This is a genomic window from Stenotrophomonas sp. 10L48 (genome assembly GCF_056395105.1).
Map to the genome: position 1 here is coordinate 1 of NZ_JBFTIX010000020.1, position 25826 is coordinate 25826.

At 67.5% G+C, this 25826-nt stretch carries 27 protein-coding genes; all 27 read left to right on the forward strand.

Annotated features, from left to right (window positions below; genetic code table 11):
* Positions 1-147 (forward strand): flagellin (locus tag AC1DCU_RS20650; RefSeq protein WP_442252401.1); only part of this gene is annotated, 147 nt, incomplete at its 5' end.
* 443 nt (positions 148-590) lie between these two features.
* Complete coding sequence (gene fliD, locus AC1DCU_RS20655) at positions 591-2009, forward strand: flagellar filament capping protein FliD (protein WP_025879006.1); 1419 nt, start codon at positions 591-593, stop codon at positions 2007-2009.
* Positions 2010-2138: 129 nt separating this feature from the next.
* Complete coding sequence (fliS, locus tag AC1DCU_RS20660) at positions 2139-2555, forward strand: flagellar export chaperone FliS (RefSeq protein ID WP_442252400.1); 417 nt, start codon at positions 2139-2141, stop codon at positions 2553-2555.
* On the forward strand, positions 2552-2845 hold the full coding sequence (locus AC1DCU_RS20665; RefSeq protein WP_025879004.1) for a hypothetical protein: 294 nt from the start codon (positions 2552-2554) through the stop codon (positions 2843-2845). The genes fliS and AC1DCU_RS20665 overlap by 4 nt, the downstream gene beginning before the upstream one ends.
* A complete protein-coding gene (locus tag AC1DCU_RS20670; RefSeq protein WP_025879003.1) occupies positions 2842-3420 on the forward strand; it encodes a PilZ domain-containing protein in 579 nt (192 codons plus the stop codon). The genes AC1DCU_RS20665 and AC1DCU_RS20670 overlap by 4 nt, the downstream gene beginning before the upstream one ends.
* A gap of 91 nt (positions 3421-3511) precedes the next feature.
* Positions 3512-4144 (forward strand): response regulator, encoded by a 633-nt coding sequence (locus AC1DCU_RS20675; protein ID WP_025879002.1) that lies wholly within the window; start codon positions 3512-3514, stop codon positions 4142-4144.
* A 300-nt stretch (positions 4145-4444) separates the two neighbouring features.
* Positions 4445-5854 carry an RNA polymerase factor sigma-54 gene (gene rpoN / locus AC1DCU_RS20680; RefSeq protein WP_025879001.1) on the forward strand — a complete coding sequence of 470 codons (1410 nt, stop codon included), beginning with the start codon at positions 4445-4447 and terminating at the stop codon, positions 5852-5854.
* A 14-nt stretch (positions 5855-5868) separates the two neighbouring features.
* On the forward strand, positions 5869-6246 hold the full coding sequence (locus tag AC1DCU_RS20685; RefSeq protein ID WP_025879000.1) for a response regulator: 378 nt from the start codon (positions 5869-5871) through the stop codon (positions 6244-6246).
* Positions 6243-7748, forward strand: coding sequence for a sigma-54 dependent transcriptional regulator (locus tag AC1DCU_RS20690; RefSeq protein WP_442252356.1), 1506 nt, complete (start codon positions 6243-6245; stop codon positions 7746-7748). Before AC1DCU_RS20685 ends, AC1DCU_RS20690 begins: the two co-directional genes overlap by 4 nt.
* Positions 7749-7997: 249 nt before the next feature.
* Positions 7998-8414: a hypothetical protein gene (locus AC1DCU_RS20695; protein WP_080148827.1), complete on the forward strand. Its 417-nt coding sequence runs from the start codon at positions 7998-8000 to the stop codon at positions 8412-8414.
* Between the two features lie 482 nt (positions 8415-8896).
* Positions 8897-9262 carry a flagellar hook-basal body complex protein FliE gene (fliE, locus tag AC1DCU_RS20700; RefSeq protein ID WP_025878997.1) on the forward strand — a complete coding sequence of 122 codons (366 nt, stop codon included), beginning with the start codon at positions 8897-8899 and terminating at the stop codon, positions 9260-9262.
* Between the two features lie 12 nt (positions 9263-9274).
* Complete coding sequence (gene fliF / locus AC1DCU_RS20705) at positions 9275-10921, forward strand: flagellar basal-body MS-ring/collar protein FliF (protein WP_025878996.1); 1647 nt, start codon at positions 9275-9277, stop codon at positions 10919-10921.
* Between the two features lie 10 nt (positions 10922-10931).
* Complete coding sequence (gene fliG, locus AC1DCU_RS20710; protein ID WP_025878995.1) at positions 10932-11918, forward strand: flagellar motor switch protein FliG; 987 nt, start codon at positions 10932-10934, stop codon at positions 11916-11918.
* Positions 11915-12556: a FliH/SctL family protein gene (locus AC1DCU_RS20715; RefSeq protein WP_032974835.1), complete on the forward strand. Its 642-nt coding sequence runs from the start codon at positions 11915-11917 to the stop codon at positions 12554-12556. Before fliG ends, AC1DCU_RS20715 begins: the two co-directional genes overlap by 4 nt.
* On the forward strand, positions 12553-13953 hold the full coding sequence (locus AC1DCU_RS20720) for a FliI/YscN family ATPase (protein WP_025878993.1): 1401 nt from the start codon (positions 12553-12555) through the stop codon (positions 13951-13953). The genes AC1DCU_RS20715 and AC1DCU_RS20720 overlap by 4 nt, the downstream gene beginning before the upstream one ends.
* A complete protein-coding gene (gene fliJ, locus AC1DCU_RS20725) occupies positions 13950-14417 on the forward strand; it encodes a flagellar export protein FliJ (RefSeq protein ID WP_025878992.1) in 468 nt (155 codons plus the stop codon). Before AC1DCU_RS20720 ends, fliJ begins: the two co-directional genes overlap by 4 nt.
* The gene (locus tag AC1DCU_RS20730; protein ID WP_442252358.1) at positions 14417-15580 is read left to right on the forward strand and encodes a flagellar hook-length control protein FliK; all 1164 of its coding nucleotides are present in this window, start codon (positions 14417-14419) and stop codon (positions 15578-15580) included. The genes fliJ and AC1DCU_RS20730 overlap by 1 nt, the downstream gene beginning before the upstream one ends.
* A gap of 221 nt (positions 15581-15801) precedes the next feature.
* Positions 15802-16317 carry a flagellar basal body-associated FliL family protein gene (locus tag AC1DCU_RS20735; RefSeq protein ID WP_442252385.1) on the forward strand — a complete coding sequence of 172 codons (516 nt, stop codon included), beginning with the start codon at positions 15802-15804 and terminating at the stop codon, positions 16315-16317.
* Positions 16318-16327: 10 nt separating this feature from the next.
* Positions 16328-17332, forward strand: a complete 1005-nt coding sequence (gene fliM, locus AC1DCU_RS20740) for a flagellar motor switch protein FliM (RefSeq protein WP_025878989.1) — start codon at positions 16328-16330, stop codon at positions 17330-17332.
* Positions 17329-17664 carry a flagellar motor switch protein FliN gene (gene fliN / locus AC1DCU_RS20745; protein WP_025878988.1) on the forward strand — a complete coding sequence of 112 codons (336 nt, stop codon included), beginning with the start codon at positions 17329-17331 and terminating at the stop codon, positions 17662-17664. Before fliM ends, fliN begins: the two co-directional genes overlap by 4 nt.
* On the forward strand, positions 17661-18065 hold the full coding sequence (fliO, locus tag AC1DCU_RS20750) for a flagellar biosynthetic protein FliO (protein ID WP_032974839.1): 405 nt from the start codon (positions 17661-17663) through the stop codon (positions 18063-18065). Before fliN ends, fliO begins: the two co-directional genes overlap by 4 nt.
* 1 nt (position 18066) lies before the next feature.
* A complete protein-coding gene (fliP, locus tag AC1DCU_RS20755) occupies positions 18067-18846 on the forward strand; it encodes a flagellar type III secretion system pore protein FliP (RefSeq protein ID WP_025878986.1) in 780 nt (259 codons plus the stop codon).
* A 109-nt stretch (positions 18847-18955) separates the two neighbouring features.
* Positions 18956-19225, forward strand: coding sequence for a flagellar biosynthetic protein FliQ (locus AC1DCU_RS20760; RefSeq protein WP_005413254.1), 270 nt, complete (start codon positions 18956-18958; stop codon positions 19223-19225).
* Positions 19226-19241: 16 nt separating this feature from the next.
* Positions 19242-20033 (forward strand): flagellar biosynthetic protein FliR, encoded by a 792-nt coding sequence (gene fliR / locus AC1DCU_RS20765; protein ID WP_032974840.1) that lies wholly within the window; start codon positions 19242-19244, stop codon positions 20031-20033.
* A 161-nt stretch (positions 20034-20194) separates the two neighbouring features.
* Entirely contained in the window at positions 20195-22324 is a 2130-nt protein-coding gene (locus AC1DCU_RS20770) for a putative bifunctional diguanylate cyclase/phosphodiesterase (RefSeq protein WP_025878984.1), read from the forward strand.
* A 166-nt stretch (positions 22325-22490) separates the two neighbouring features.
* Positions 22491-23621 (forward strand): flagellar biosynthesis protein FlhB, encoded by a 1131-nt coding sequence (gene flhB / locus AC1DCU_RS20775; protein ID WP_033831035.1) that lies wholly within the window; start codon positions 22491-22493, stop codon positions 23619-23621.
* Positions 23618-25720 (forward strand): flagellar biosynthesis protein FlhA, encoded by a 2103-nt coding sequence (gene flhA, locus AC1DCU_RS20780; RefSeq protein ID WP_032974843.1) that lies wholly within the window; start codon positions 23618-23620, stop codon positions 25718-25720. Before flhB ends, flhA begins: the two co-directional genes overlap by 4 nt.
* Positions 25721-25826 lie beyond the last annotated feature (106 nt).

Here is a 25826-nt window from a genome sequence, read left to right on the forward strand (position 1 = left end):
TCGGCGTCGCGCAGCCGCATCAAGGACACCGACTTCGCCAAGGAAACCGCTGAGCTGACCCGCACCCAGATCCTGCAGCAGGCCGGTACGGCCATGCTGGCCCAGGCCAACCAGGTGCCGCAGGGCGTGCTCAGCCTGCTGCGCTGATCCACGGCAAGAAGGCGCCGCTACCGTCGGGTTGAACCGACGGTAGCGGCAACCCGACAGCCACGGCGTACTCAGGTGCCGGCCATGCCCGGCCCGGGAAGCTTCCCGAACCGGCTTGGCATCGCCCGCCCCTGCGGACCTCTCTTTCAGCGTTGTGCATTTTGACTGTACGTACCGGGCGGCTTCGTCTCCCCCCGATTGTCAGTAGCCTGATCCCTCCCCTGCATTGGGGGAGGGTTTTTTACAGACCCCCGGCAGCCCGCGGTGAACCCACCCGCACCCTGCCCCAGACCTCCTGCAACCGGCGTGCCAGAACCGCCCCACCAGCCAGTGGCACGGCGCGTGCATCAACGAAGTCCTCAAGACCCAGCGGCACAGGCCGCTATTTTCGTTGACGACGGGCCGCCGTACGACGGCCAGGCCCGTATACCAGGAGAAACGACGTGGCAGACTTTGGATACGGTGGCATTGGCTCAGGGCTGGACATCTCCAGCATCGTCAACCAGCTGGTCGCAGCGGACCGCAAGCCGGCCGACAATGCGCTGAACCTGCAGCAGTCCAAGACCAAGATGCAGCTGTCGTCGCTCGGCACGGTCACCTCGGCCTTCGACAAGCTGAAGACCGCCCTGACCGCATTGAAGGCCACCACCGCCTTCGACACCCGCACGGTAACCGCCTCCGGCAAAGCACAGCCAGGCAATACTGAGGATGTGCTGACGGCATCGGTGGCGCTGTACGACCTCGGTACCAGCAAGGCGGCCGCAGCCAACGGTACCCACAAGGTCGAGGTGAAGAACCTGGCGTCGGCGCACAAGCTGATTGCCGACACGTCGGTTCCCAAGACCGATACCTTCGGTGCCGGAACCTTGACGCTTACCGTCGGCGTGGGTGACAAGGCCAAGACGATGAACGTGCAGGTGGAGGAAGGCGACACGCTTACCACCGTCCGCAACAAGATCGACGCCGCCGGCCGCAAGGAAGGCGTGCAGGCCACGCTGATCAGCTCCGGCGACAACCAGTACCTGTCCATCGCCCAGGAAAAGACCGGCGCGGCCAGCGCGATCAAGCTGGAATACGCCGGCAGCGATCCCAAGCTGGGCGCGCTGGTCGGCAGCCTGAAGGAAAACAGCCCCGCCAAGGATGCGCTGCTGACCATTGACGGCGTGGAAGTGGTGAGTGCCAGCAACACCGTGACCGACGCGGTGCCAGGCCTGACCCTGAACCTGAAGGTGCCGGGCCTGAGCACGGTCGTCATCAGCACCGACACCACGGCCGCAACCAAGGTGATGCAGGAGTTCGTCACCGCCTACAACGCGGCCGTCGCGGCGATCAACACCGAAACCAAGTACGACCCGAAGACCAAGGAAGCCGCCGCGCTGACCGGCGATGCGCAGATGCGGGGTGCGATCGCCCAGCTGCGTTCGACGATGTCCGGTGTGCTCAAGGACCTGGCAGGCGACCAGCTGGATGCCAAGGCACTGGGCCTGCAGACCCGCGGCTATCCCAATGCCGATGGCACCCTGGTGCTGGACAGCACCAAGTTCGCCGCAGCCCTCGCCGCGCAGCCGGAGAAGATCCGCCAGGCGGTCACCGGCGATACCGGCGGTGCCGGCCGGCTGTATTCACTGGTGGACGGCTACGTCAGCACCACGGTTGGCAAGGAAGGCGCCTTCGTCGCCCGCACCAAGGGGCTGAACACCACGCTGGACAACATCGACAAGCGCCGCAAGGACCTGGACGCGCGCATGGTCGGTGTCGAGGCCCGTTACAAGAAGCAGTTCGTGGCATTGGACAGCCTGATGGGCAAGCTGCAGCAGAGCAACACCGCCCTGCAGCAGCAGCTGGCCCAGTTGAACCGCTGAGGAAACACGCACGGCGCTCAAGTTTGGCGCCGTACGCACCGATAACGGACGCAACAGCAATCATCGCAGTGCCGGCGTCAACGGTCCCTTCGACCGCACCCCGGCACCCCGCGCAAGGGAGAATCACGAATGTACGGTTCCAGCCGTCAGTACGCCGAGCAATACCGCCAGGTGGGTGTGACCAGTGCGGTCGCCGATGCCGATCCGCACAAACTGGTGGCGCTGCTGCTGTCTGGAGCGCTGGAGCGCGTGCGCCGTGCACAGGCCACCCTCGACCAGGGCGACCAGGCCGGCAAGGGCAAGGCGATCGGCGAAGCATGCGCGATCGTCGCCCACCTCAACGGCTCGCTGGACCATGAAGCCGGCGGCGAAATCGCCGGCAACCTGTCGGCGCTGTACGACTACCTGCTGCAGCGCCTGACCGAAGCCAACCTGCACAACGACCGCGCCGCGCTGGACGAATCGCTGCAGCTGCTGGGCGAGATCGACGGTGCCTGGAATGCCATTCCGCACGAACAGCGCCGTCCCGCGGCGATGGCGCCATGAGCCTGCTTGAACTCAACGCGCAGCTGGATGCCTTCGAGAAGGCCCTCGACGAAGAGGCCTTCGAACAGGCCGACAGCCTGCTCGATGGCCATGACAGCACCCTGCACGCACTGCTGAGCCAGCCGCTGGGCAGCGCCGACCACGCGCCGCTGTCGGCCCTGCTGGAGCGCCAGCAGAGCCTGCTCGGCCTGCTGCGCCAGCGTCGCGACGCAGTCTCCGTGCAGATGCAGGACGGCCGCCGCTCCCTTCGCGCCGCGCATGCCTACCTGCAGGCAGAATCGCTGGCATGACCGTGCTGCCGACCACGTCCCTGCACCACCCGGCTGAAAGCGAGCTGTTCGACGAAACGCTCAGCTGTGAACTGGCCCTGCCCGCCGAGTTCCAGGCCGGCAGTGCAGTGGGCCGGACCAGCAGTGCCGAAGGCCTGCTGCGCAGCTTGGCACTGGTCGAAGACAGCCGCATCGACGAACACGAGGAACGCAGCGAAGCCAGCTTGCAGCTGCAGCGCCTGGAAGCCAAGGTGGACCTGACCATGGTCCTGCTCGGCCGCCTGATCCGCCAGCAGGGCCAGGAACCAACGCTTCGCCCGGTGCGCTGGTCGCGCCGTGGCATCCGCCTGCAGCTGGGCCCACGCAGCGGCAGCACGCCCGGCCAGGCCGGCGTTGTCCGCCTGCAACCCAGCGACTGGCTGCCCGACCATATCGACCTGCCGGTGGAAGTCATCGCCGAAGCGGCCGATGGCGGTGGTGGTCACTATCTGTGGCTGCGCTTCCATCGCCTCGGCGATGGCCTGGAAATGGCGATGGAACGGCATCTGTTCCGGCTGCACCGCCGGCAGGTGGCCGAGGCCCGCCGCGCACGCTGAAATCTGCCACCATGCAGGCGGACGGACAGCCCTTGGCGTGCCCGTTCAGCTAAGTTAAGGTGGACCCCCCTCCCCAACCTCCAGCGTGCCTGTGCGAGTTCTCATCGTCGACGATCACACCCTGGTTCGCGCCGGCCTGGCGCGGCTGCTGCAGGGGTTTGCCGACGTGCAGCTCGTCGCCGAGGCCAGCAATGCCGAACAGGCACTGCAGATGGCCCTGCAGCACGCACCGGACGTGGTGTTGATGGACCTGTCGCTGCCCGGCCGCACCGGCCTGGAAGCGCTGAGCGACATCCGCCTGCGCGCACCCGGTACGCGCATCGTGATGATGACCATGCACGACGACGCCGCCCACGTGCGCGACGCTCTGGATCGGGGTGCCGTCGGTTTCGTGGTCAAGGATGCCGCACCGCAGGAGCTGGAACTGGCGCTGCGTGCCGCGCATGCCGGCCAGGTATTCCTGAGCCCGCAGATCTCGGCCAAGATGCTGGCGCCGATGCTCGGTCGCGAAAAACCGACCGGCATTGCCGCACTGTCGCCGCGCCAGCGCGAGATCCTTCGCCGCATCGGCAAGGGCGAGAGCAACAAGGAAATCGCCGCCGATCTTGGCATCAGCGTCAAGACGGTGGAGACCCATCGCGCACGCATGATGGAATCGCTGGGTTGCCGTCGCGCCAATGATCTGCTGCTGCTGGCCGCGCGCCACCAGCACGAACTGGAATGACGTCCCCGCGTCGGCGCTAACGCCGCAGCGCCACTGGCAGGGCTGGCGCCGAAATACCGTCACCCACACGCATCCCGACGGGATTCCGTACAGCACGCACGACCTGCCGCCGTGGCCGCTGACCATGAATCAATGACTTGGCGCGCATGATCGTCAAAATCCCGCGCTTGTGTAGGGGCTTTCCCTACACGGTGTCGGGAACACCACCAACACCTTCAGGAACCCCCCGATTCCGCCCTTGCCGGATCAAAAGCAAGATGTGTTCCACAAGGCGTCGGGGAGCGGCGCCGGGGAACCACGATGAAGGCTTCACTCTCGACCCAGCTGGGCCAACAACTTCACCTCACCCCGCAGTTGCTGCAGTCGATCCGGCTGCTGCAGCTCGACGGCCTGCACCTGGAACAGGAAATCCAGCGCCTGCTGGACTCCAATCCGCTGCTGGAAATCGAAGACGCCGAAGCGCCCGCCGCCGAAGCTACCGATCCGGCCACCACCACGCTGGATACGGCCGCGTTCGACGAACTGCCCGAATCCTCGATGTGGGAGGTGTCCGGCGCCAACTGGCAGGACGGCGACGACGACCGCATGGCGCGCATCGCCGCTGGCGAGTCGAGCGACCCGCAGCTGCGCGTGCTGCAGCGCCTGGCGCTGGACCTGGACGAGCACGAACTGGCCGTGGCCGCCTTCTGGCTGGAACACTGCGACGATGCCGGCTACCTGCAGGCACCGCTGGCGCAGCTGCAGCTGCTGGCCAGCGCGCAGTTCGACATCGATGCCGACGGCGTTGAAGCTGTCCGCCAGCACCTGCTGCAGGGCGAGCCGGCCGGCATGGCCGCGCAGGACCTGCGCGAATCGCTGCTGGCCCAGCTGTGCAGCCTGCACGGCGTGGTGCCGGCCCGGCATCTGGCTGCGCGCATCCTGCAGGGCGCGCTCGATGCCTTGGCCGCGCACGACTACCCCGCCCTCGCCCGCCAGCACGATGCCGAGATCGAGGACGTGCGCGAAGCCGTCCGCCTGATCCTGTCGCTGCAGCCGCGCCCGGGCGACAGCCTGCTGCCCGAGCGCAATGCAGTGGTGGTGCCGGACGTGGTCGCCTGGCACGCCGACGAACAATGGAAGGTGGCGCTGAACCCGGCCACCAGCCGCCGGGTGTCGATCAACAGCCAGTACGAACAGGCTCTGGCTGACAGCGGTGAGGCTGCGCCGGCCCTGCGCGAGATGCTGCAGGAGGCACGCTGGTTCAGCCGCGGCCTGTCGATGCGTTACGACACCCTGCTGCGCACCGCGCGGGTGATCGTCGAGCGCCAGGCAGCCTTCCTGGTGCGTGGCGAGGAAGCCATGGCACCGCTGACCCTGAAGGAAGTGGCCGAAGAAATCGGCATGCACGAATCCACCGTTTCGCGCATCACCACCGGCAAGTACCTGCAGACCCCGCGCGGCACCTTCGAACTCAAGCACTTCTTCGCCGTGCGCCTGGAAGGGGCCAGCGTGTCCGGCCAAGCGGTCAAGGCCATGGTCCGCCGCCTGATCGACGCCGAACCGGCCGGACGCCCGCTGGCGGACGAGGCCATCGCTGGCCTGCTGTCCCGCCAAGGGGTGAACATTGCCCGTCGAACCGTCGCAAAATACCGCGAACAACTGGATATCGCCCCGGCCCGCGAACGGCGCCGGGTCAACGCCAGGCAACCGCAGCTGGCCCGGGTGGGCTGAAAAGGATGTTGGACATGAACAAGCTCACAGTTCTGCTGGTCGATGACCACGAGGGCTTCATCAACGCGGCCATGCGCCACTTCCGCAAGATCGACTGGCTGCAGATCGTCGGCAGCGCCGGCAACGGCCTGGAAGCGATCGAACGCTCGGAAAGCCTGCGCCCGCAGGTGGTGCTGATGGACCTGGCGATGCCGGAAATGGGCGGCCTGCAGGCCACCCGCCTGATCAAGTCGCAGGATGATGCCCCGTACATCGTGATCGCCAGCCACTTCGATGACGTCGAGCATCGCGAGCACGCACTGCGCGCCGGCGCCGACAACTTCGTCAGCAAGCTGTCCTACATCCAGGAAGTCATGCCGATCCTGGAAGGCCTCAGGGAGGAACGGTCGTGAGCGAATCGCGCATCCTGGTACTGGACAACGACGCGGTGCGTGCCGAGCGCACCGTGGCCCTGCTGGAATTCATGGACTTCAACCCGCGCTGGGTTTCCGACGCGGCCGATTTCGACCTGACGCGCCAGCGCCAGAACGACTGGATGGCGGTGATCGTCGGCAGCCTGGACGACAGTGCCGCCAGCACCGCACTGTACGCCTGGCTGGGGGGCAGCAGCCTGCCGCCGCCGGTGCTGCTGGCCGACGGTGACGCGACTGCGTTCGCGCAGCGGCATGGCCTGCACGAAGCCAACATCTGGCCGCTGGAAGCACCGCTGCGTCACGCACAGATGGAAGCCCTGCTGCGCCGCGCCAGCCTCAAGCGCCTGGATGCCGAACACCAGGCCGGTGCCGTGCAGGACCAGGGCCCGACCGGCAACGGTCCGGCGGTCAGCGCACTGCGCACGATGATCGAGCAGGTCGCCGCGTTCGACACCACCGTGCTGGTGCTGGGCGAATCGGGCACCGGCAAGGAAGTGGTCTCGCGCAGCATCCACCAGCGCTCGCCGCGCCGCGATGGCCCGTTCGTGGCGATCAACTGCGGCGCGATTCCGGCCGAACTGCTGGAAAGCGAGCTGTTCGGCCACGAAAAGGGCGCCTTCACCGGCGCGCTGACCGCGCGCAAAGGCCGTTTCGAAATGGCCGAGGGCGGCACCCTGCTGCTCGATGAGATCGGCGACATGAGCCTGCCGATGCAGGTCAAGCTGCTGCGCGTGCTGCAGGAGCGCAGCTTCGAGCGCGTCGGCGGCAACCAGACCATCCGCTGCAACGTGCGGGTGATCGCCGCAACCCATCGCGACCTGGAAAGCCGCATTGCCGATGGCAAGTTCCGCGAGGACCTGTTCTATCGCCTCAACGTGTTCCCGATCGATGTGCCGGCCCTGCGCGAGCGTCGCGAAGACCTGCCGGCGCTGGTGGAAACCATCGCCACCCAGCTGGCCCGCACCGGCCGCGGCGAAGTGCGCTTCACCCCGGAAGCGCTGCAGGCGCTGGCCGGCTACGAGTGGCCGGGCAACGTGCGCGAACTGACCAACCTGGTCGAGCGCCTGGCCGTGCTGCACCCGGGTGGCTCGGTGCGCGTGCAGGACCTGCCGGCACGCTACCGCGGCGACGCCGCGCTGGCCGTACCCGCTGTGATCGCGGCCGCTCCGGTGGTCGCCAGCGAAGAACGCCTGGACCTGCGCAGCTTCTCGTTCCACACCCCGGGCAGCGGCAACCAGCCGTCGCTCGAGCATGGCATCGCCGTCAACCGCGCCGCAGCGCCGGCCGCGTTGCCGGACGACGGCCTGGACCTGCGCAACCACATGGCCAACATCGAACTGGGCCTGATCAACGAAGCACTGGAACGCACCCAGGGCGTGGTTGCCCACGCCGCCCAGCTGCTCGGCCTGCGCCGCACCACCCTGGTGGAAAAGCTGCGCAAGTACGGCATCGAACGCGAAGCGGCCGAACTGGCCAGCTGACACGCGTTACCAGCATGAAGGGGGCACGAACGCCTGGGCTTGCCCGGGCGTTGGTGTTTGTGGGGGTCCGCCTGATGCGCGGGCGGGCCCGACGGGTCCATGGCAGCGGCCGGATTGCTCAGTAGATCCACGCCATGCGTGGATGACGGGCGACGGTACCGAGAATATTTCGCTGCATTTGCACGTTTTCCTACAGACAACGCAACCGCACCGCGGAGCATGGCAAGGACGTCCCAACGAGGTTCCGCCATGCATCGCCTGACTCTGCTTGCCGCCCTGCTCTGCCCGGCCTTGGCCGCAGCATCCAACTGCACGCTGCCCACCACACTCGACCAGCGTCAGTTCACCAACCTCAGCGATCCGCTGTACCAGCCAGATAATCCGAATGCCGGACGCATGGTGCAGGTCAGCTTCGGCAGCAATCAGTACGTGCTGCACATCCTCGGCACCGACCTCCGCATCGGCGGCAGCTACCGTTACCAGCAACTGGCTCCGCACATTGCGGAAATCCAGATGACAGAAGCCCACCCCGCCGGCCCCGCCCGCTACACCCTGCTGCTGACCTGCCTGACCGACCACCAGGGCCGCTTCATCTACACCCAGCACGACGGCCCCATCGCCCCACGCCAGCGCCAGAATTCCGGCCGCTGGACCCTGCAGCCATAGGCCAAAAAACCGACGCCGGTGAAATGACGCGTCACGCATCCCAAGCGCCATCCACCCATGCCGCGGATCAAGCGTGTCGACCAAGGTCGACACCCACCAAGAGCAGCGTGCCGACCAACGGTCAGCACCCACCAACAGCAGCGTGTCGACCAAGGTCGACACCCACCAACAGCAGCGGGAACCTGTCGAAGGCGGGATGGGTCCGGTTGCGGGGGTGTCCGCGGCATGGATGCCGCGGCCAAGCCCCCATTGACGGGTTCACGGCGTCCCCCGCAACCGGACCCACCCCGCCATCCCTCAGGAGACCCGCTTTGGCTGTCGCTGTTGAGGTTGCCGGCCAGCGGCCGGCACTACCGCGGGGCGCGGGGTGCAACCCCGCAAAGCACCACCCCCTCACTTCACTGAACCGATCAGCCATTTCGGCACGGCACTTGCACTAGCTCCAGCAGACACCCCCATCCCTGTTTCTGGAACCGTTGCAGATGTCCCACTCCGTCACTTCGATCCTTTCCCAGATCCGCTCCTACCAGACCCAGGTGGGACAGCCCGCGCTCAACCCGCTGGCCGAAGCGCCGCGTAGCAATGCCCTGCCGGGCACGGTGCTGGATGCGCCGCAGGTCCAGCCTGCCAGCTTCACTGAAACCCTGCGCGGCGCCATCGCCGGCGTCAACGATGCGCAACAGAAATCCGGCGCGCTGGCCAAGGCCTTCGAACTGGGTGAACCCGGTGCCGACCTGGCCAAGGTGATGGTCGCCTCGCAGCAGTCCCAGATCGCCTTCCGCGCCACCGTGGAAGTCCGCAACCGTCTCGTCCAGGCCTACCAGGACGTGATGAACATGCCGCTGTAAGGATAGAACCGCATGGCCCTGTCGCTCTCCAAGGAATCCCTGAACGCCGAAAAGGCGGGCCAGTGGTTCGATCGGCTGCAAAGCCTGCAGATCACCCGTCGGCTCGGACTGATGGCGATGATCGCCGTGGCCGTCGCGGCCGGGCTGTTCGTGTTCTTCTGGTCGCAGAAGCCGGGCATGGTGCCGCTGTACACCGGCCTGGACCAGAAGGCCACCGCTGAAGCGACCGATCTGCTGCGTGCCGCACAGATTCCGTTCCAGCTGGACCCGGCCACCGGTGGCATCACCGTGCCGGAGAAGAACCTGCATGATGCCCGCCTGAAACTGGCGGGCTCGGGCCTGACCGACAGCGGCAAGCTCGGCTTCGAGCTGATGGAGCGCGACCCCGGTTTTGGTGTCAGCCAGTTCGTGGAAAGTGCGCGCTACCAGCACGCGCTGGAAACCGAGCTGTCGCGCACCATCAACACGCTGCGCCCGGTGCGCGATTCGCGCGTGCACCTGGCCATTCCCAAGCCCAGTGCGTTCACCCGCCAGCGTGATGTGGCCAGTGCCTCGGTTACCCTTGAACTGCGTGGCGGCCAGCAGCTGGAACGCAGCCAGGTTGATGCGATCGTGCACATGGTTGCTGCAGCCATTCCCGATCTGGCGCCGGAACGGGTGACCGTGGTCGACCAGAGCGGTCGCATGCTCAGCGTCAGCGACCCCAACAGCGAAGCGGCCGTCAACGCCGCCCAGTTCGAACAGGTGCGCCGCCAGGAAACCTCGTTCAACCAGCGTATCCGCGAGCTGCTGGAACCGATGACCGGCCCCGGCCGGGTCAACCCCGAAGTCAGTGTCGACATGGACTTCTCGGTGACCGAGGAAGCGCGCGAGCTGTACAACGGCGAGCCGCAGAAGCTGCGCAGCGAGCAGATGAGCGAGAACACCAGCAGCACGCCGGGCCCGCAGGGCGTACCGGGTGCCACCAGCAACAGCCCGCCGGGCCAGGCCGCCGCACCGGCCACCGCGCAGGCACCGACCGAAAGCAGCAAGAACGCGACCCGCAACTACGAGCTGGACCGTACCCTGCAGCACACCCGCCAGCCGGCCGGCCGCATCAAGCGCGTGTCGGTGGCGGTGCTGGTGGACAACGTGCCGCGCGCCGGCGCCAACGGCAAGGTTGCACCGCAGCCGCTGTCGGCGGCCGAACTGACCCGGGTCGAGGCACTGGTCAAGCAGGCCGTCGGTTTCAGTGCCGAGCGTGGCGACACCGTGTCGGTGATGAATGCCCCGTTCGTGCGTGACACCACGCCGGTGGAAGGCCCGGCCTGGTGGGAACTGCCGTGGGTGCACGATGCCGGCCGCATGCTGCTGGGTGCGCTGGTGGTGATGGCGTTGCTGTTCGGCGTGCTGCGCCCGGCACTGCGCGGCATCACCGGGCAGAACCGCAAGAACGAAGAACTGGCGCTGGAACCGCACACCGCGGACGTGCAGCTGGTCGATGACGATGGCACCCCGCTGCCGGCGCTGGGCGCCGACCGGGTCAGCCTGGGCGGGCCGGAAGCGCTGGCCCTGCCGGTGGATTCTTATGAGGAACGATTGCGGATGGCCCGTGAAGCCGTGAAGACCGACTCCAAGCGCGTGGCCCAGGTGGTCAAGGGCTGGGTGGCCAATGACTGAGGTCGCGCCCCTGACCGGCGTGCAGCGCGCCGCCGTCCTGCTGCTGTCGCTGGGTGAACTGGACGCGGCCGAAGTGCTGCGCCACATGGAGCCGAAGGAGGTGCAGAAGATCGGCATCGCCATGGCCACCATGTCCGACATCACCCGCGAACAGGTGGAACGGGTGATGGACCAGTTCAGCCAGGAACTGGGCTCGAAGACATCGCTGGGCGTGGGCTCGGACGACTACATCCGCAACATGCTGGTGCAGGCGCTGGGCAGCGAGAAGGCCGGCAACCTGATCGACCGCATCCTGCTGGGCCGCAACACCACCGGCCTGGACGCACTGAAGTGGATGGACCCTCGTGCGGTGGCCGACCTGGTGCGCAACGAGCATCCGCAGATCATCGCCATCGTGATGGCGCACCTGGAAACCGACCAGGCTGCCGACGCGCTGAAGCTGCTGCCCGAGCGCACCCGCGTGGACGTGCTGCTGCGCATCGCCACCCTCGACGGCATTCCGCCCAATGCGCTGAACGAACTCAACGAGATCATGGAACGCCAGTTCGCCGGCAACCAGAACCTGAAGTCGTCCAACATCGGCGGCGTGCAGTGCGCGGCCAACATCCTCAACTTCATGGACAGCGGCCAGGACCAGGCGATCCTGGGCGAGATCGCGCGCATCGACGCCCCGCTGAGTGGCCGCATCCAGGACCTGATGTTCGTGTTCGACGACCTGGTGGACCTGGACGACCGCGAGATGCAGCTGGTGCTGCGCGAAGTGAGCGGCGAGCGACTGGGCCTGGCCCTGCGCGGCGCCGACATCAAGGTGCGCGACAAGATCACCCGCAACATGTCCCAGCGTGCAGCCGAGATCCTGCTGGAAGACATGGAAGCGCGCGGCCCGGTCCGCCTGTCCGACGTGGAAGTGGCGCAGCGCGAGATCCTCGCCATCGTCAAGCGCATGGCCGATGAGGGTACTGTCACCATCGGCGGCAGCGCGGAGGCGATGCTGTGAGCAACGTCGTGCGCTGGCTTGCCCCGGACCTGCTGGCCCAGCCCGAACCGGTGCTGGACCACGACGAGGCCTTCGAACTCACCGAGCCGGACCCGGAGCATGAGCCCGAGCCGCCGTTGCAGCTGCCGACCCTGGAGGAGATCCAGGCGATCCAGGACAGCGCCGAGAAGGAAGGTTTCGACCAGGGCCATGCCGATGGCTTCAGCCAGGGCCAGGCCGAAGTGCGCCGCTTGGTCGCGCAGATCGAGGGCATCCTCGACAACTTCGGCCGGCCGCTGGCACGCCTGGAAAATGAAGTGGTCGGCGCCCTCGGCGAACTGGCAGTACGCATCGCCGGTGCGCTGGTAGGCCGTGCCTACGAGGCCGATCCGGCGCTGCTGGGGCAGCTGGTCGGCGAGGCGATTGACGCCGTCGGCGGCAGCAACCGCGAGGTGGAAGTACGCCTGCACCCCGATGACATCAACGCCCTCGCCCCGTTGCTGACCCTGTCGCCGCAGCAGCGCCTGGTGCCTGATACCAGCCTGAGCCGTGGCGACCTGCGCGTGCATGCCGAAGCGGTACGCATCGACGGCACCCTGGAAGCCCGCCTGCGCGGCGCGCTGGACGCCGTGATCCGCCAGACCGGAGCCATCGCATGAATACCAATACCGCTTCGCAGCCGTCGCCGCCGGCCGACTGGGCCGTGGCCCGCAACCTGCGCCTGGCCAACCGCCTCGACGGCCTGAAAGTCGACACCGCGCACGGTCGCGGGCTGATCCGCGAAGGCGTGCTGCGGCGGGCGGTCGGCCTGACCCTGGAAGCGGTCGGCTGCGAAGCGCCGCTCGGCGCCAGCTGCAAGGTGGAAGTGGTTGACGGCGGCTGGGTCGATGCCGAAGTGGTCGGCTTCGCCGGCGAACGCACCTACCTGATGCCCAGTGCCGAACTGCACGGGCTGCTGCCGAATGCGCGGGTGGTGCCCTCGGCACGTCGTGGCGGCGTGGAAGTGGGCGAAGGCCTGCTCGGCCGTGTCATCGACAGCGATGGCGTACCGCTGGATGGCAAGGGCCCGATCCGCGCTGAAGGCCACGTCGGCATGGCCGGCGTTTCGATCAATCCGCTGGCGCGCGAACCCATCACCCAGCCGCTGGACGTGGGCGTGCGCGCGATCAACGCGCTGCTGCCGATCGGCCGCGGCCAGCGTGTGGGCCTGTTCGCCGGCTCCGGCGTCGGCAAATCGACGTTGCTGGGCATGATGACCCGCTACACCGCCGCCGACGTGATCGTGGTCGGCCTGATCGGTGAGCGTGGCCGCGAAGTGCGCGATTTCGTTGAAAGCACGCTGGGCGAGGAAGGCCTGCGCCGCGCGGTGGTAGTGGCCAGCCCGGCCGACCGGCCGCCGCTGGCCCGCCTGCATGGCGCCTACCGTGCCACGGCCATCGCCGAATGGTTCCGCGACCAGGGCCTGAACGTCCTGCTGCTGATGGATTCGCTGACCCGCTTCGCGCAGGCGCAGCGCGAGATCGGCCTGTCGGTGGGCGAGCCGCCCACCACGCGCGGCTATCCGCCCTCGGTGTTTGCCAAGCTGCCGGCACTGGTGGAACGTGCAGGCAACGGCGCCAAGGGGCGCGGTTCGATCACCGCCTTCTACACCGTGCTGACCGAAGGCGACGATCCGCAGGATCCGATCGCCGATGCAGCGCGCGCGATTCTTGACGGCCACATCCTGCTCTCGCGCCGGGTGGCCGACAGCGGCCTGTACCCGGCCATCGATGTGGAATCGTCGGTCAGCCGCGTGGTCACGGAAATCGCCGACGAACCGTGGCGCCTGCGCATCCGCAAGCTGAAACGGCTGGTCTCGGCCTACTCGGCCAACCGCGACCTGATCGCCATCGGCGCCTATCAGCGCGGCAACGACGCGGCGACCGATGAAGCCCTTGAGCGCTGGCCGGAAATCATGGAATTCCTCGGCCAGGATGTGGCCAAGGCCGCAGATCTACCGCACAGCCAGGCGGCGTTGCAGCGCCTGGTGGAACAAGAGAACGAGAGGCTGACATGATCCAGTCCAAGCGCATCGACCCCCTGCTGAAGCGGGCCCAGGAACACGAGGACGCGGTCGCCCGCGACCTGGCGGAACGCCAGAACGTGCTCGACACCCATCTGTCGCGCCTGGACGAACTGCGGCGCTACGCCGAGGAGTACGCCAACGCGCAGATGGCCGCGACCAGCCCGGCGCAGCTGTTGAACCGGCGCGCATTCCTGGACCGGCTGGACAGCGCGGTGGAACAGCAGCAGCAGACCGTCAACGGCAACCTCGAAAAAGTGGAGGCCGAACGCGCGCGCCTGATCCTGGCCAGCCGTGACAAGGCCGTGCTGGAGCAGCTGGCCGCCAGCTACCGCGCGCAGGAAAAAGTGGTGACCGACCGCCGCGACCAGCGCGAGATGGATGACATCGGCGCACGCCGCGCGCGCCTGGCACAGACCGAAGACCAGGACGATGGCGAGCAGGGAGGCCGGTCGTGATGCCCTCCCCGTTGAGCAGCAACGCCAGCGCATCGACGCCCGGCGGCAGTGGCAATGCCGGCAGCGCACGCGCCTCGCGCAGCGATTCCGGCAAGGATTTCGGCCAGATGCTGCAGGGCGGCAGCGCCTCGACCGGCACGCCCGGTACCGCCACAAACGCCAGCAATCCGGCAACACCGGCCAACGCTGCAACACCACCCGACGGCAACCCGGGCAAGGCGACACCGCGGCCGACCGACGGCGAAGCAGCCGCCACGGACGCCAGCACATCGACACCTGCTGTACCGGCAACGTCGGCAGCCAGCGACGACAAGGGCACCCCGGCCAACGCGGACGACGCGCCCTGGCCGCCACTCGGATTGGCCGGCCTGATGCTGGCCGTGCCCACCGGCGTCGATCCGGCGCCTATGCTGCCGCCGCCAGCGGCCAGCGATGCCGAAGGCGGCGCGCTGCCCTCCGCTGCACTGGCACCCGCGGCCGCCGCAGTGGCGACCAACGCGAGCCAGGGCGCGGCAGCGCCGGCCGCCAGCGCTCCGGCATCCGCTGCCGGCGATGATGAGGCCAGTGGCCTGCCGTTGCCGGAGCTGGTGATGAGTGGCAAGGCATTGGATCGTGCCGACGACGGTGACAGCCTGCAGATCGGCGACCGCGCACCTCCGGCACCGCTGCAGTCCCCCCTGCCCGCCGCCCTGCAGGACCTGAAGGCCGCACTGGCCAGCAATGCCGTCTTCAATGGCGAACCGACTCCGAAGCCGGTGCTGGGCGATGATGGTTTCGACCAGGCCATCGGCGCGCGCATCGGCTGGCTGGCCGACCAGAAGATCGGCCATGCCCACATCCGCCTCAATCCGGAAGACCTGGGGCCGGTGGACGTGCGCCTGCAGATGAACGGTGACAAGGTCCATGCCAGCTTCAGCAGCCCGCATGTGGATGTACGCCAGGCGCTGGAAAGCAGCCTGCCGCGCCTGCGTGAACTGCTCGGCGAGCAGGGCTTCCAGCTGGCCCATGCCGATGTCGGCCAGCAGCACAGTGGCGACGGCACTCCGGGCAGCCCGGCGGGCGGCGGCGGTCGTGGCGGTGACGGAGAACCGTCACTGGGCGACACCACGGTGTCGGCGTCGCAGCTGATCCGCCAGCGCGGGTTGTTGGACGCGTACGCCTGACAGGCGTGCCAACCAAGGTTGGCACCCACCAGAGCGGGACGGTTGGCACCTGGCAGTACACGGGTAGCGCGGGCCATGCCCGGCGGATTCCCGACATTCCGCCGGGCATGGCCCGGCGCTGCCGATATGAACACCCGACGGAATTCCGTCACCGCCCTCCCCGGCAGCTCCGGCACACCCCTTGCATATCCCGGTGAAGCAACCCTCAGGAGCTTCACCCCGTGGCCGCAGCCGCTGACAAAACCAAGAAGACCGCCGACAAGGACAAGACCGCCAAGCCGCGCAGTCCGATCCTGATCACCGCCATGGTCGCCGTACTGGCCGCCGGTGCCGCCGGTGGCGGCGTCTGGTTCTTCACCCAGTCCAAGCACGAAGACAAGACCGCGCAGGCGCCGAAGAAGACCACCACCCCGGCCCCGGCCCAGTACTTCGCGCTGGAACCGGCATTCGTGGTCAACCTCAACGGCTCGATCGACGGCCCGCGCTACCTGCAGGTGGAAGTGCAGCTGATGACCCGCGATCCGGCCGCGCTGGAAGCGATCAAGACCCATGCCCCGGCCATCCGCGCGCGCCTGCTGATGCTGTTCTCGCAGGTCAGCCCGCAGCAGATCGCCGACATCGCCGGCAAGCAGAAGCTGCAGGCCGATTCGTTGGCCGAAGTGCAGAAGGTGCTGAAGGCCGAGACCGGCAGCAACGGTGCCGACGACCTGCTGTTCACCAGCTTCGTGACCCAGTAAGGGCTCCCCGATGAATGACCTGCTGTCCCAGGATGAGATCGATGCCCTGTTGCATGGCGTGGACAGTGGCGCGGTCGAAACCGAGCCGGACGCCCCCAGTGGCGAAGCACGCTCCTACGATTTCGCCAGCCAGGACCGCATCATCCGCGGTCGCATGCCGACCCTGGAAATGGTCCACGAGCGCTTTGCGCGCCTGTGGCGGATCGGCCTGTTCAACCTGATCCGGCGTTCGGCCGAACTGTCCGTGCGCGGCATCGAGCTGATCAAGTTCAACGACTACATGCACTCGCTGTATGTGCCGACCAACCTGAACCTGATCCGCTTCAAGCCACTGCGCGGTACCGGCCTGATCGTATTCGAACCGACCCTGGTGTTCGCCATCGTCGACAACTTCTTCGGCGGCGACGGGCGCTACCCGACGCGTATCGAAGGCCGCGAGTTCACCGCCACCGAAATGCGGGTGATCCACCTGCTGCTGAAGCAGACCTTCGCCGACCTGCGTGAAGCGTGGGCACCGGTGATGGACGTGGAATTCGAGTACATCAACTCGGAGATCAACCCGCACTTCGCCAACATCGTGACGCCGCGCGAATACGTGGTGGTGTGCCGCCTGCATGTCGAACTCGACGGCGGTGGCGGTGACATCCACGTGACCCTGCCCTACTCGATGCTGGAGCCGATCCGCGAACTGCTCGACGCCGGCATCCAGAGTGACCGCAACGACCGCGACGAGAGCTGGGGCCGCACCCTGCGCGAGCAGCTCAACGTGGCCGAAGTGACCCTGTCCAGCGTGCTGGCCAGCAAGCGCATGACCCTGCGCGACCTGACCCGGCTGAAGGTCGGCGACATCCTGCCGATCGACCTGAGCCCGCAGGTGCCGCTGTGCGTGGAGAACATCCCGGTGTTCACCGGTGAGTTCGGCGTCGCCAACGGCATGAACGCCGTAAAGATCACCGCTACCCATCCGCCGGGCACCCGTCCGCGCGTACCCGTCATCCAGGAAGACCCGCAATGAACGATATCGACGCCCTCGAACCGACCCCGGCCCAGTTCAGCAACCTGCAGGCCGATGAAGCGACCGGCCCGGATTTGAACCTGGACGTGATCCTCGATGTGCCGGTGACGCTGTCGCTGGAAGTCGGCCGCGCCCGCCTGCCGATCCGCAACCTGCTGCAGCTCAACCAGGGTTCGGTGGTTGAGCTGGAACGGGGTGCCGGCGAATCGCTGGACGTGTTCGTCAACGGCACGCTGATCGCCCATGGCGAAGTGGTGGTGATCAACGACCGCTTCGGCGTGCGCCTGACCGATGTGGTCAGCCCCAGCGAGCGGATCCGGAGACTGCGTTGAGCCTGCTCGCCACCACTCTGGCCGTCGCCAAGACGGCCCCGCAGGTCGGCCAGCATGCGCCGGCCGCACCGAGCCTGTTCGGTGCGGTGCTGGCCCTGCTGGCAGTGCTGGCCCTGGTCATCGGCCTGGGCTGGCTGCTCAAGCGCCTGCCCGGCAGCGGCTTCCGCCCAGCCGAGGGCATGAAGCTGGTGGCGAGCCTGAATGTCGGCGCCAAGGAACGCGTGGTGGTGGTCGAGGTCAATGGTCAACAACTGCTGCTGGGCGTCACCGCCGGCGGCATCAACGCCCTGCACACCCTGCCCGAACCGCTGCCACCGCCTGCGCCGGTACGCGTACCCGACCTGAAGAACCTGCCGAATTTCGCCCAGCTGCTGCAACAGCGGCTGCGCAAGGACCCCTGACATGCGTGTGACCCGTTCCCGTCTTGCCACCCTGCTGCCGTGGCTGAGCCTGATCGCCCTGTGCCTGCTGCCTGCGTTGGCGTTCGCCGCCCCGGGCGCGCCGACCACGCCGCTGCCGGACATCAACGTCGGCAAGATCGGCGGTGCGCCGGTCAGCCTGCCGTTGCAGACACTGCTGTTGATGACGGCGATCACCCTGATCCCGTCGATGCTGCTGGTGCTGACCTCCTTCACCCGCATCATCATCGTGCTGGGCCTGCTGCGGCAGGCGCTGGGCACCGGCCAGACGCCGTCCAACCAGGTCCTGCTGGGCCTGGCCCTGTTCCTCACCGCGATGATCATGCTGCCGACCTGGGACAAGGCCTGGAGCACCGGCATGGCGCCGTACCTCAATGGCGAGATCGACTTCCAGACTGCCTGGACGCTGACCACCACGCCGCTGCGCGCCTTCATGCTGGCGCAGATCCGCGAGACCGACCTGATGACCTTCGCCGGCATCGCCGGTCACGGCACCTACGCCAGCCCTGATGCGATTCCGTTCCCGGTACTGGTTGCGTCGTTCGTCACCAGCGAACTGAAGACCGCCTTCGAGATCGGCTTCCTGATCTTCATCCCGTTCGTGATCATCGACCTGGTCGTGGCCAGCGTGCTGATGTCGATGGGCATGATGATGCTGTCGCCGATGCTGGTCTCTGCGCCGTTCAAGATCCTGCTGTTCGTGCTGGTCGATGGTTGGGTGCTGACCGTCGGCACGCTGGCGGCCAGCTTCAATCCGGCCTGATCCGAAGGTCAGCCGAGCATGGCTCGGCTCTACAGAGGCGACGCCGGGCAATACCGGCTGCCGCATTGACCACCGCCGGGCATGGCCCGGCGCTACCGATGGAACCATGATGTCTCCCGAACTTGCCTTGACCGAACTGCGTGGTGGCCTGATTACCGTGCTCTGGGTGGCCGGCCCGCTGCTGCTGACCGTACTGGTGGTCGGCGTGGTGGTGGGCGTGGTGCAGGCGGCGACCCAGCTCAACGAGCCGACCATCGCCTTCGTTGCCAAGGCTGCGGCCCTCACAGCGGTGTTGTTTGCACTGGGCAGCCTGCTGATCGGCCATCTGGTCGAATTCACCACGCTGCTGTTCCAGCGCATCCCGCACCTGATCGGCTAGACGGACGCGCACGCAGATGGACGCCGCCACCCAGATGGCTGCCGACGGCCTGAATGCCTTCGGCATGATCGGCACCGTGCTGTGGACCATGCTGCGCATCGGCGCAGTGGCCATGGCAATGCCGATGATCGGTACCCGCGCGGTGCCCGGCCGGGTGCGGGTGATGCTGGCCGGCACGCTGGCCATTGCGTTGGCGCCGCTGCTGCCGCCGGTACCGGACTGGACCGGTTTCGACGCTGCTACCGTGCTGACCATCGCCCGCGAGCTGGCGATCGGCGTGGCCATCGGTTTCATGCTGCGGCTGGTGTTCGAGGCCGGCGCGATGGCCGGCGAGCTGGTCGCCCAGGGCACCGGTCTTGCATTTGCGCAGATGAGTGACCCGCTGCGCGGCGGCACCTCCGGTGTCATCGGCCAATGGTTCTATCTGCTGTTCGGCCTGCTGTTCTTCACCGCCAACGGCCACCTGGCGCTGATCTCGCTGGTGGTGGACAGCTACCGCGCCCTGCCCATCGGCGCGCCCCTGCCCGACCCGCACGCCTTCTTCAGCATCGCCCCGACCTTCCTGCTGACCGTGCTGCGCGGTGCGTTGACCCTGGCCATCCCGCTGACCGTGGCGATGCTGGCGGTCAACCTGGCCTTCGGCGTGCTGGCCCGCGCCGCGCCGGCGCTGAATCCGATCCAGCTGGGCCTGCCGGTCTCGCTGCTGCTGGGCCTGTTCCTGCTGACCCTGCTGGTCGGTGAAATGGGGCCGCCGGTGCAGCGCCTGTTCGATGCTGCCTTCCAGGCCGCCGGTGCGGTGACCCGCTGACGTGGTCGTCACGTTCTGCTGCTTGCCGTCCCCCCCGGTGCCCGCGTTAGAGTGAATGCGCAGCGACCGGGGGGACGCTGCAACCGGCGGCTCTGGTCGCCCGCCTTGCGCATGCCCCACCGTAGTTTTTCCGTTGACAGGCAGGTCCGGGAGACTGACGAATGCTGGTAGGCACGTACAACCCGTGGCTGGTGGCGACCTCATTGCTGGTTGCAGTGATGGCGTCCTACACCGCACTGGCGATGGCCGGGCGCACCGTCACCGCGCCCGGCAAGGGCGCGACCTGGTGGTGGCGCCTGGGCGGCGGCTTTGCGATGGGGCTGGGCATCTGGTCGATGCACTTCATCGGCATGCTCGCCTTCGACCTGCCCATTCCACTGGGCTACGACCTGCCCATCACCCTGCTGTCGCTGGCACTGGCAATCGGCTCGTCGGTGTTCGCGCTCTGGCTGGTATCGCTGCGCACCCTGCCCCATCCTCGCCTGGCCGGCGGTGCGCTGCTGATGGGCAGCGGCATCGCCAGCATGCACTACGTGGGCATGGCCGCGATGCGCATGCAACCGGGCATCGACTACCAGCCGGTGTGGCTGCTGCTGTCGCTGCTGGTCGCGGTGGCCGCGTCGTGGACTGCCTTGTACGTGGCCTTCCGCCTGCGCGCGCAGCACACCCGCATCGGCGACCGCCTGGCCGCCGCCGGCCTGCTTGGCCTGGCCATCGTCGGCATGCACTACACCGGCATGGCTGCCGCCCGTTTCCCCGAGGGCAGCGTCTGCGGCGCAGCGGTGGGCGATGGCCTGCAGAACAACTGGCTGGCGATGCTGGTGGTGGTGCTGACCGTGGCGATCCTGGCGGTGGTGCTGGTGGTGTCCTGGCTGGACCAGCGGGTGGAGGCGCAACTGTTGCGCCTGCGCAATTCGCTGCTCAGCACCTCCTTGACGGACGCCCAGCAGGAACTGACCCAGGCCGCGCTGCACGACCCGCTCACCCGCCTGCCGAACCGGCTGCTGCTGCAGCGGCGCATCCTGCAGGCGCTGGCCGAGGCCGAACAGGGCGGCAGCCGCTTCGCGGTGATGTTCATGGATCTGGATGGCTTCAAGCAGGTCAACGATGCCTATGGCCACCAGGCCGGCGATGCGCTGCTGGTAGCCGTGGCAGAACGTACCCGCCAGCTGCTGCGGCCGCACGACATGCTGGCACGGCTGGGCGGCGACGAATTCGTGCTGGTGGTGCGCATCGAACAGGACGAGGACCTGCCGACCCTGGCCCGGCGCATCCTGCAGGCGGTGGGTAGCGGCCCGCTGCTGCCGGACCACGAGCTGCAGGTGAGCGCCAGCATCGGCATCGCGATCTGCCCCGACCATGCCGCCAGCGAACGCCAGCTGATGGCCTTCGCCGATGCAGCGATGTACCAGGCCAAGGAATCGGGCCGCAATGCGTTCGTGCTGTTCGCCGACTGGATGAACGACAGCGCCGAGCAGCAGTTCCGCCTGCTGGCCGACCTGCGCCGGGCAATCGGCAGCGAACAGCTGTTCCTGCATTACCAGCCGAAGATCCGCGTGGCTACGCAGAAGGTGGCCGGTGCCGAAGCACTCATCCGCTGGCGTCATCCGGAACAGGGCCTGATTCCGCCGGACCGCTTCATCCGCCTGGCCGAGCGCAGTGGCGCGATCAACGAGATCGGCCGCTGGGCGCTGGACCAGGCCTGCCAGCAGCTGCGCCACTGGCACGATGCCGGCCATGAAAGCTGGACGATGTCGGTGAACCTGTCACCGGTGCAGTTCAGTTCGCCGCACCTGCTGCAGGACGTGCGCGAGGTGATCGAGCGCTACGCGATCGCCCCGCGCAACCTGGTGCTGGAGATCACCGAAAGCACGGTGATGCGCGATACCGATACCAGCCTGCGCCTGCTGCAGAGTTTCTCCGCCCTGGGCGTGGGCATCTCGATCGATGATTTCGGCACCGGCTACTCCAGCCTGCTGTACCTCAAGCGCCTGCCGGCCACCGAAATCAAGATCGACCACGCGTTCGTGCGCGACCTTGAGCACAGCGCCGAGGACGTGGTGATCGTCTCGGCAATCGTGGCGCTGGGCCACGCGCTGGACATGGACATCGTGGCCGAGGGCGTGGAGACCGCCGCGCAGCGCGCCTACCTGGAGCGCCTCGGCTGCGACTACCTGCAGGGCTTCCTGCTGGGCCGGCCAGTGGACGCGGCCCGCTTCATGCAGCTGCACGACCTGCCGCGGCCACGGGTGGAACTGGCACAGAGCCCGCAGGACCGGCCCCCGGGGTAGCGCCGGGCCATGCCCGGCGGATGCATTGATCCAGGCTGCCCGCTCGCCGGGCATGGCCCGGCGCTACCGGTACCTGCTCCGGCAGGCGCCAACTGCGGTTGGCACATGCACCCGTAACGGAACGAATCTTGCACGCACTCCGGCATCCCCTGCTGCAGTGCCTGTGATGTCCGAGAACGAATCCGCCGGCGAAAAAACCGAACAACCGACAGAAAAACGCCTGCGCGACGCCCGCGAACAGGGCAACCTGCCGCGCTCGCGTGAACTGGGCACGGCCGCCGTGTTCGGCGCCGGGGTGATCGCGGTGATGGCCATGAGCGGCTCGATGGCCAGCGGCGCCAGCGCCTGGATGCGCCATGCGCTCAGCCCCGAACAGAGCCTGCGCCAGCACCCGAAGGCGCTGTTCGGCCACTTCGGCGACCTGCTGCTGCAGCTGATGTGGGTGATCGCCCCGCTGGTGCTGGTCTGCCTGCTGGCCAGTTTCCTGGCGCCGGTGGTGATGGGCGGCCTGCGCTGGTCGGCCAAGGCGATGATGCCTGACATCAACCGCATGAACCCGATGAGCGGGCTCAAGCGCCTGTACGGCCCCGAAGCCATCGCCGAGTTCATCAAGTCGCTGCTGCGGGTGGCCTTCGTCGGCGTCGCCGCCGGCATGGTGGTCTGGACCAGCTTCAACACCCTGCGCGGGCTGATCCACCAGCCGCTGGAAACGGCCATCGGCGACGGACTGGGCTTCACCCTGCGGCTGCTGCTGGCCACCGCCGGGGCGATGCTGGTGCTGGCCGCCATCGACGCGCCGTACCAGCGCTGGAACTGGATGCGCAAGCTGAAGATGACCCGCGAGGAGCTGCGCCGGGAGATGAAGGAAAGCGAAGGCAGCCCGGAAGTGAAGGGCCGCATCCGCCAGCTGCAGCAGCAGATGGCCAACCGCCGGATGATGGAGGCGGTCCCCACTGCCGACGTGGTGGTGGTCAACCCCACCCACTACGCGGTGGCCCTGAAGTACGAAGGCGGGGCCATGAATGCCCCCACCGTGGTCGCCCTGGGCGTGGATGAAACCGCCCTGCGCATCCGTGAAGTGGCCGACGGCAACAAGGTCGCCATCGTCTCTGCCCCGCCTTTGGCACGCGCCTTGTATCGGGAAGGCCAACTCGGCAAGGAAATCCCCGTGAGACTGTATTCAGCCGTCGCCCAGGTCCTCTCTTACGTCTACCAGCTGCGCAGCTGGCGGACCGGCCCGATGCCGTCCACGCCGCACATCCAGGTTGATGAGTTCGGCAACGGGGGCCGTCCATGAGCGCCCAGGCATCCAGCTTCAATACCCGCCGCGCGCTTGAAATGATCCGCCAGGGCCTTGGCGCACCGCTGATCGTGCTCGCCCTGCTGGCCATGGTCGTGGTGCCGCTGGCCGCGCCGGTGCTCGATGCGCTGTTCACCTTCAACATCGCCATCTCGCTGATGGTGCTGCTGGCGGTGGTCTACGTGAAGCGCCCGCTGGACTTCACCATCTTCCCGATCGTGCTGCTGATCACCACCATGCTGCGGCTGGCGCTGAACGTGGCCTCCACCCGCGTGATCCTGCTCAACGGCCAGAACGGCCACGAAGCGGCCGGCAAGGTGATCGCCGCATTCGGTGAGTTCGTGATCGGCGGCAACTACGCCGTCGGCATCGTGGTGTTCGCGATCCTGACCATCATCAATTTCGTGGTCATCACCAAGGGCGCCGGCCGCGTCTCGGAAGTGACCGCGCGCTTCATCCTCGACGCCATGCCCGGCAAGCAGATGGCGATCGACGCCGACCTCAACGCCGGTTTGCTGACGCGCGAGGAAGCCAAGCTGCGCCGCGAGGAAGTACGCGAGGAAGCCGACTTCTACGGTGCGATGGACGGTGCCAGCAAGTTCATCCGCGGCGACGCGATCGCCGGCATCCTGATCCTGTTCATCAACATGCTGGGCGGCCTGGCCGTGGGCGTGCTGCAGCATGGCATGCCCTTCGGCGATGCCGCCGCCACCTACACCCTGCTGTCGATCGGTGACGGTCTGGTGGCGCAGCTGCCGGCGCTGCTGGTCTCCAGCGCGGTGGCGATGCTGGTTACCCGTGCCTCGCGCTCGCAGGACATGGCGCAGGCGATGACCGGCCAGGTGTTTGGCCAGTACCGTGCGCTGGCCATCACCGCCGGCATCCTCGGCGTGGTCGGCCTGGTGCCGGGCATGCCCAACGTCGCTTTCCTGACGCTGGCGGCCATCCTCGGCTTCATCGCCTGGAAGGTGTACCGCAAGGGCCTGGTGCCGGCGCAGGCCGACACCGCTGCAGGCGACGCCAACGCACTGAACGCGCTGGGCCGCCCCGCTGCCCCCGCACCTACTGCGGAACTGAGCTGGGACGAGCTGCGCCCGGTCGATCCGCTGGGCCTGGAAGTGGGCTATCGATTGATTTCGCTGGTGGACAGCAACCAGGGCGGCGAGCTGATGCCGCGCATCAAGGGCGTGCGCCGCAAGCTGACCCAGGACGTCGGCTTCCTGATTCCCTCGGTCCACATCCGCGACAACCTGGAACTGCCGGCCAACGGCTACCGGGTACTGGTGCACGGCGTGCCGGTGGCCACTGCCGAGATCCATCCCGACCGCGAACTGGCGCTGGACCCGGGCAGTGCCCTCGGTCCGCTGGAAGGCATCGCCGGCAAGGACCCGGCCTTCGGACTGGACGCGACCTGGATCCAGCCACACCAGCGCGCCCAGGCCGAAACCCTGGGCTATACCGTGGTCGACCCGGCCACGGTGGTGGCCACCCACCTTTCGCACCTGATCCGCGAGCACGCACCGGAACTGCTCGGCCACGAGGAAGTGCAGCACCTGCTGGCCAACCTGGCCAAGAGCGCGCCCAAGCTCGTCGAAGATCTGACGCCGAAGGCGCTGCCGCTGTCGGCGGTGGTGCGCGTGCTGCAGAACCTGCTGGTCGAGCGCATTCCGATCCGCCAGCTGCGCAAGATCGCCGAAGCACTGGTCGAACACGCCCCGCACAGCCAGGACCCGGCCACGCTGACCGCCGCCGTGCGCACCGCACTGGGCCGCTTCATCGTGCAGGAGATCGCCGGAATGTCGGCGGAGCTGCCGGTGTTCACCCTCAACCCGCAATTGGAACGTGTCTTGCAGGAGTCCACGCAGGGCAACGGCGCCGCGCTGGAACCCGGACTCGCTGAGCGACTGCACCAGAGCCTGGCCGAATGTGTCAGCAAGCAGGAAGCCCGCAACGAGCCCGCGGTGGTGCTGGTACCTGGCCCGGTGCGAGCCGCGCTGGCCCGCCTGGTCCGCCACAGCGTTCCGTCGCTGTCGGTCCTGGCCTACAGCGAGGTGCCGGAGGACAAGCGCCTGAAGCTGGTCGGAACGATCAGCTGACGCCGCCCTGCAACGCGCCAGAAAACAGACACCACTTTCAAACACCCGCAACAGACAGATTCCAAGGGGAACCCGAACCGTGCAGACCACCGACCATCCGCGTTCT

Bases quoted from the DNA above. Each gene is read 5' to 3' on its own strand.
- AC1DCU_RS20685 (WP_025879000.1), top strand. From the start codon at position 5,869: ATGAACAAGCTCACAGTTCTGCTGGTCGATGACCACGAGGGCTTCATC.
- fliF (WP_025878996.1), top strand. From the start codon at position 9,275: ATGGCCCTGTCGCTCTCCAAGGAATCCCTGAACGCCGAAAAGGCGGGC.
- fliJ (WP_025878992.1), top strand. From the start codon at position 13,950: ATGATCCAGTCCAAGCGCATCGACCCCCTGCTGAAGCGGGCCCAGGAA.
- AC1DCU_RS20665 (WP_025879004.1), top strand. From the start codon at position 2,552: ATGAGCCTGCTTGAACTCAACGCGCAGCTGGATGCCTTCGAGAAGGCC.
- AC1DCU_RS20670 (WP_025879003.1), top strand. From the start codon at position 2,842: ATGACCGTGCTGCCGACCACGTCCCTGCACCACCCGGCTGAAAGCGAG.
- flhA (WP_032974843.1), top strand. From the start codon at position 23,618: ATGAGCGCCCAGGCATCCAGCTTCAATACCCGCCGCGCGCTTGAAATG.
- fliR (WP_032974840.1), top strand. From the start codon at position 19,242: ATGGACGCCGCCACCCAGATGGCTGCCGACGGCCTGAATGCCTTCGGC.
- AC1DCU_RS20770 (WP_025878984.1), top strand. From the start codon at position 20,195: ATGCTGGTAGGCACGTACAACCCGTGGCTGGTGGCGACCTCATTGCTG.
- AC1DCU_RS20760 (WP_005413254.1), top strand. From the start codon at position 18,956: ATGTCTCCCGAACTTGCCTTGACCGAACTGCGTGGTGGCCTGATTACC.
- AC1DCU_RS20720 (WP_025878993.1), top strand. From the start codon at position 12,553: ATGAATACCAATACCGCTTCGCAGCCGTCGCCGCCGGCCGACTGGGCC.
- fliS (WP_442252400.1), top strand. From the start codon at position 2,139: ATGTACGGTTCCAGCCGTCAGTACGCCGAGCAATACCGCCAGGTGGGT.
- rpoN (WP_025879001.1), top strand. From the start codon at position 4,445: ATGAAGGCTTCACTCTCGACCCAGCTGGGCCAACAACTTCACCTCACC.
- fliN (WP_025878988.1), top strand. From the start codon at position 17,329: ATGAACGATATCGACGCCCTCGAACCGACCCCGGCCCAGTTCAGCAAC.
- fliP (WP_025878986.1), top strand. From the start codon at position 18,067: ATGCGTGTGACCCGTTCCCGTCTTGCCACCCTGCTGCCGTGGCTGAGC.
- fliE (WP_025878997.1), top strand. From the start codon at position 8,897: ATGTCCCACTCCGTCACTTCGATCCTTTCCCAGATCCGCTCCTACCAG.
- flhB (WP_033831035.1), top strand. From the start codon at position 22,491: ATGTCCGAGAACGAATCCGCCGGCGAAAAAACCGAACAACCGACAGAA.
- AC1DCU_RS20730 (WP_442252358.1), top strand. From the start codon at position 14,417: ATGCCCTCCCCGTTGAGCAGCAACGCCAGCGCATCGACGCCCGGCGGC.
- AC1DCU_RS20695 (WP_080148827.1), top strand. From the start codon at position 7,998: ATGCATCGCCTGACTCTGCTTGCCGCCCTGCTCTGCCCGGCCTTGGCC.
- fliM (WP_025878989.1), top strand. From the start codon at position 16,328: ATGAATGACCTGCTGTCCCAGGATGAGATCGATGCCCTGTTGCATGGC.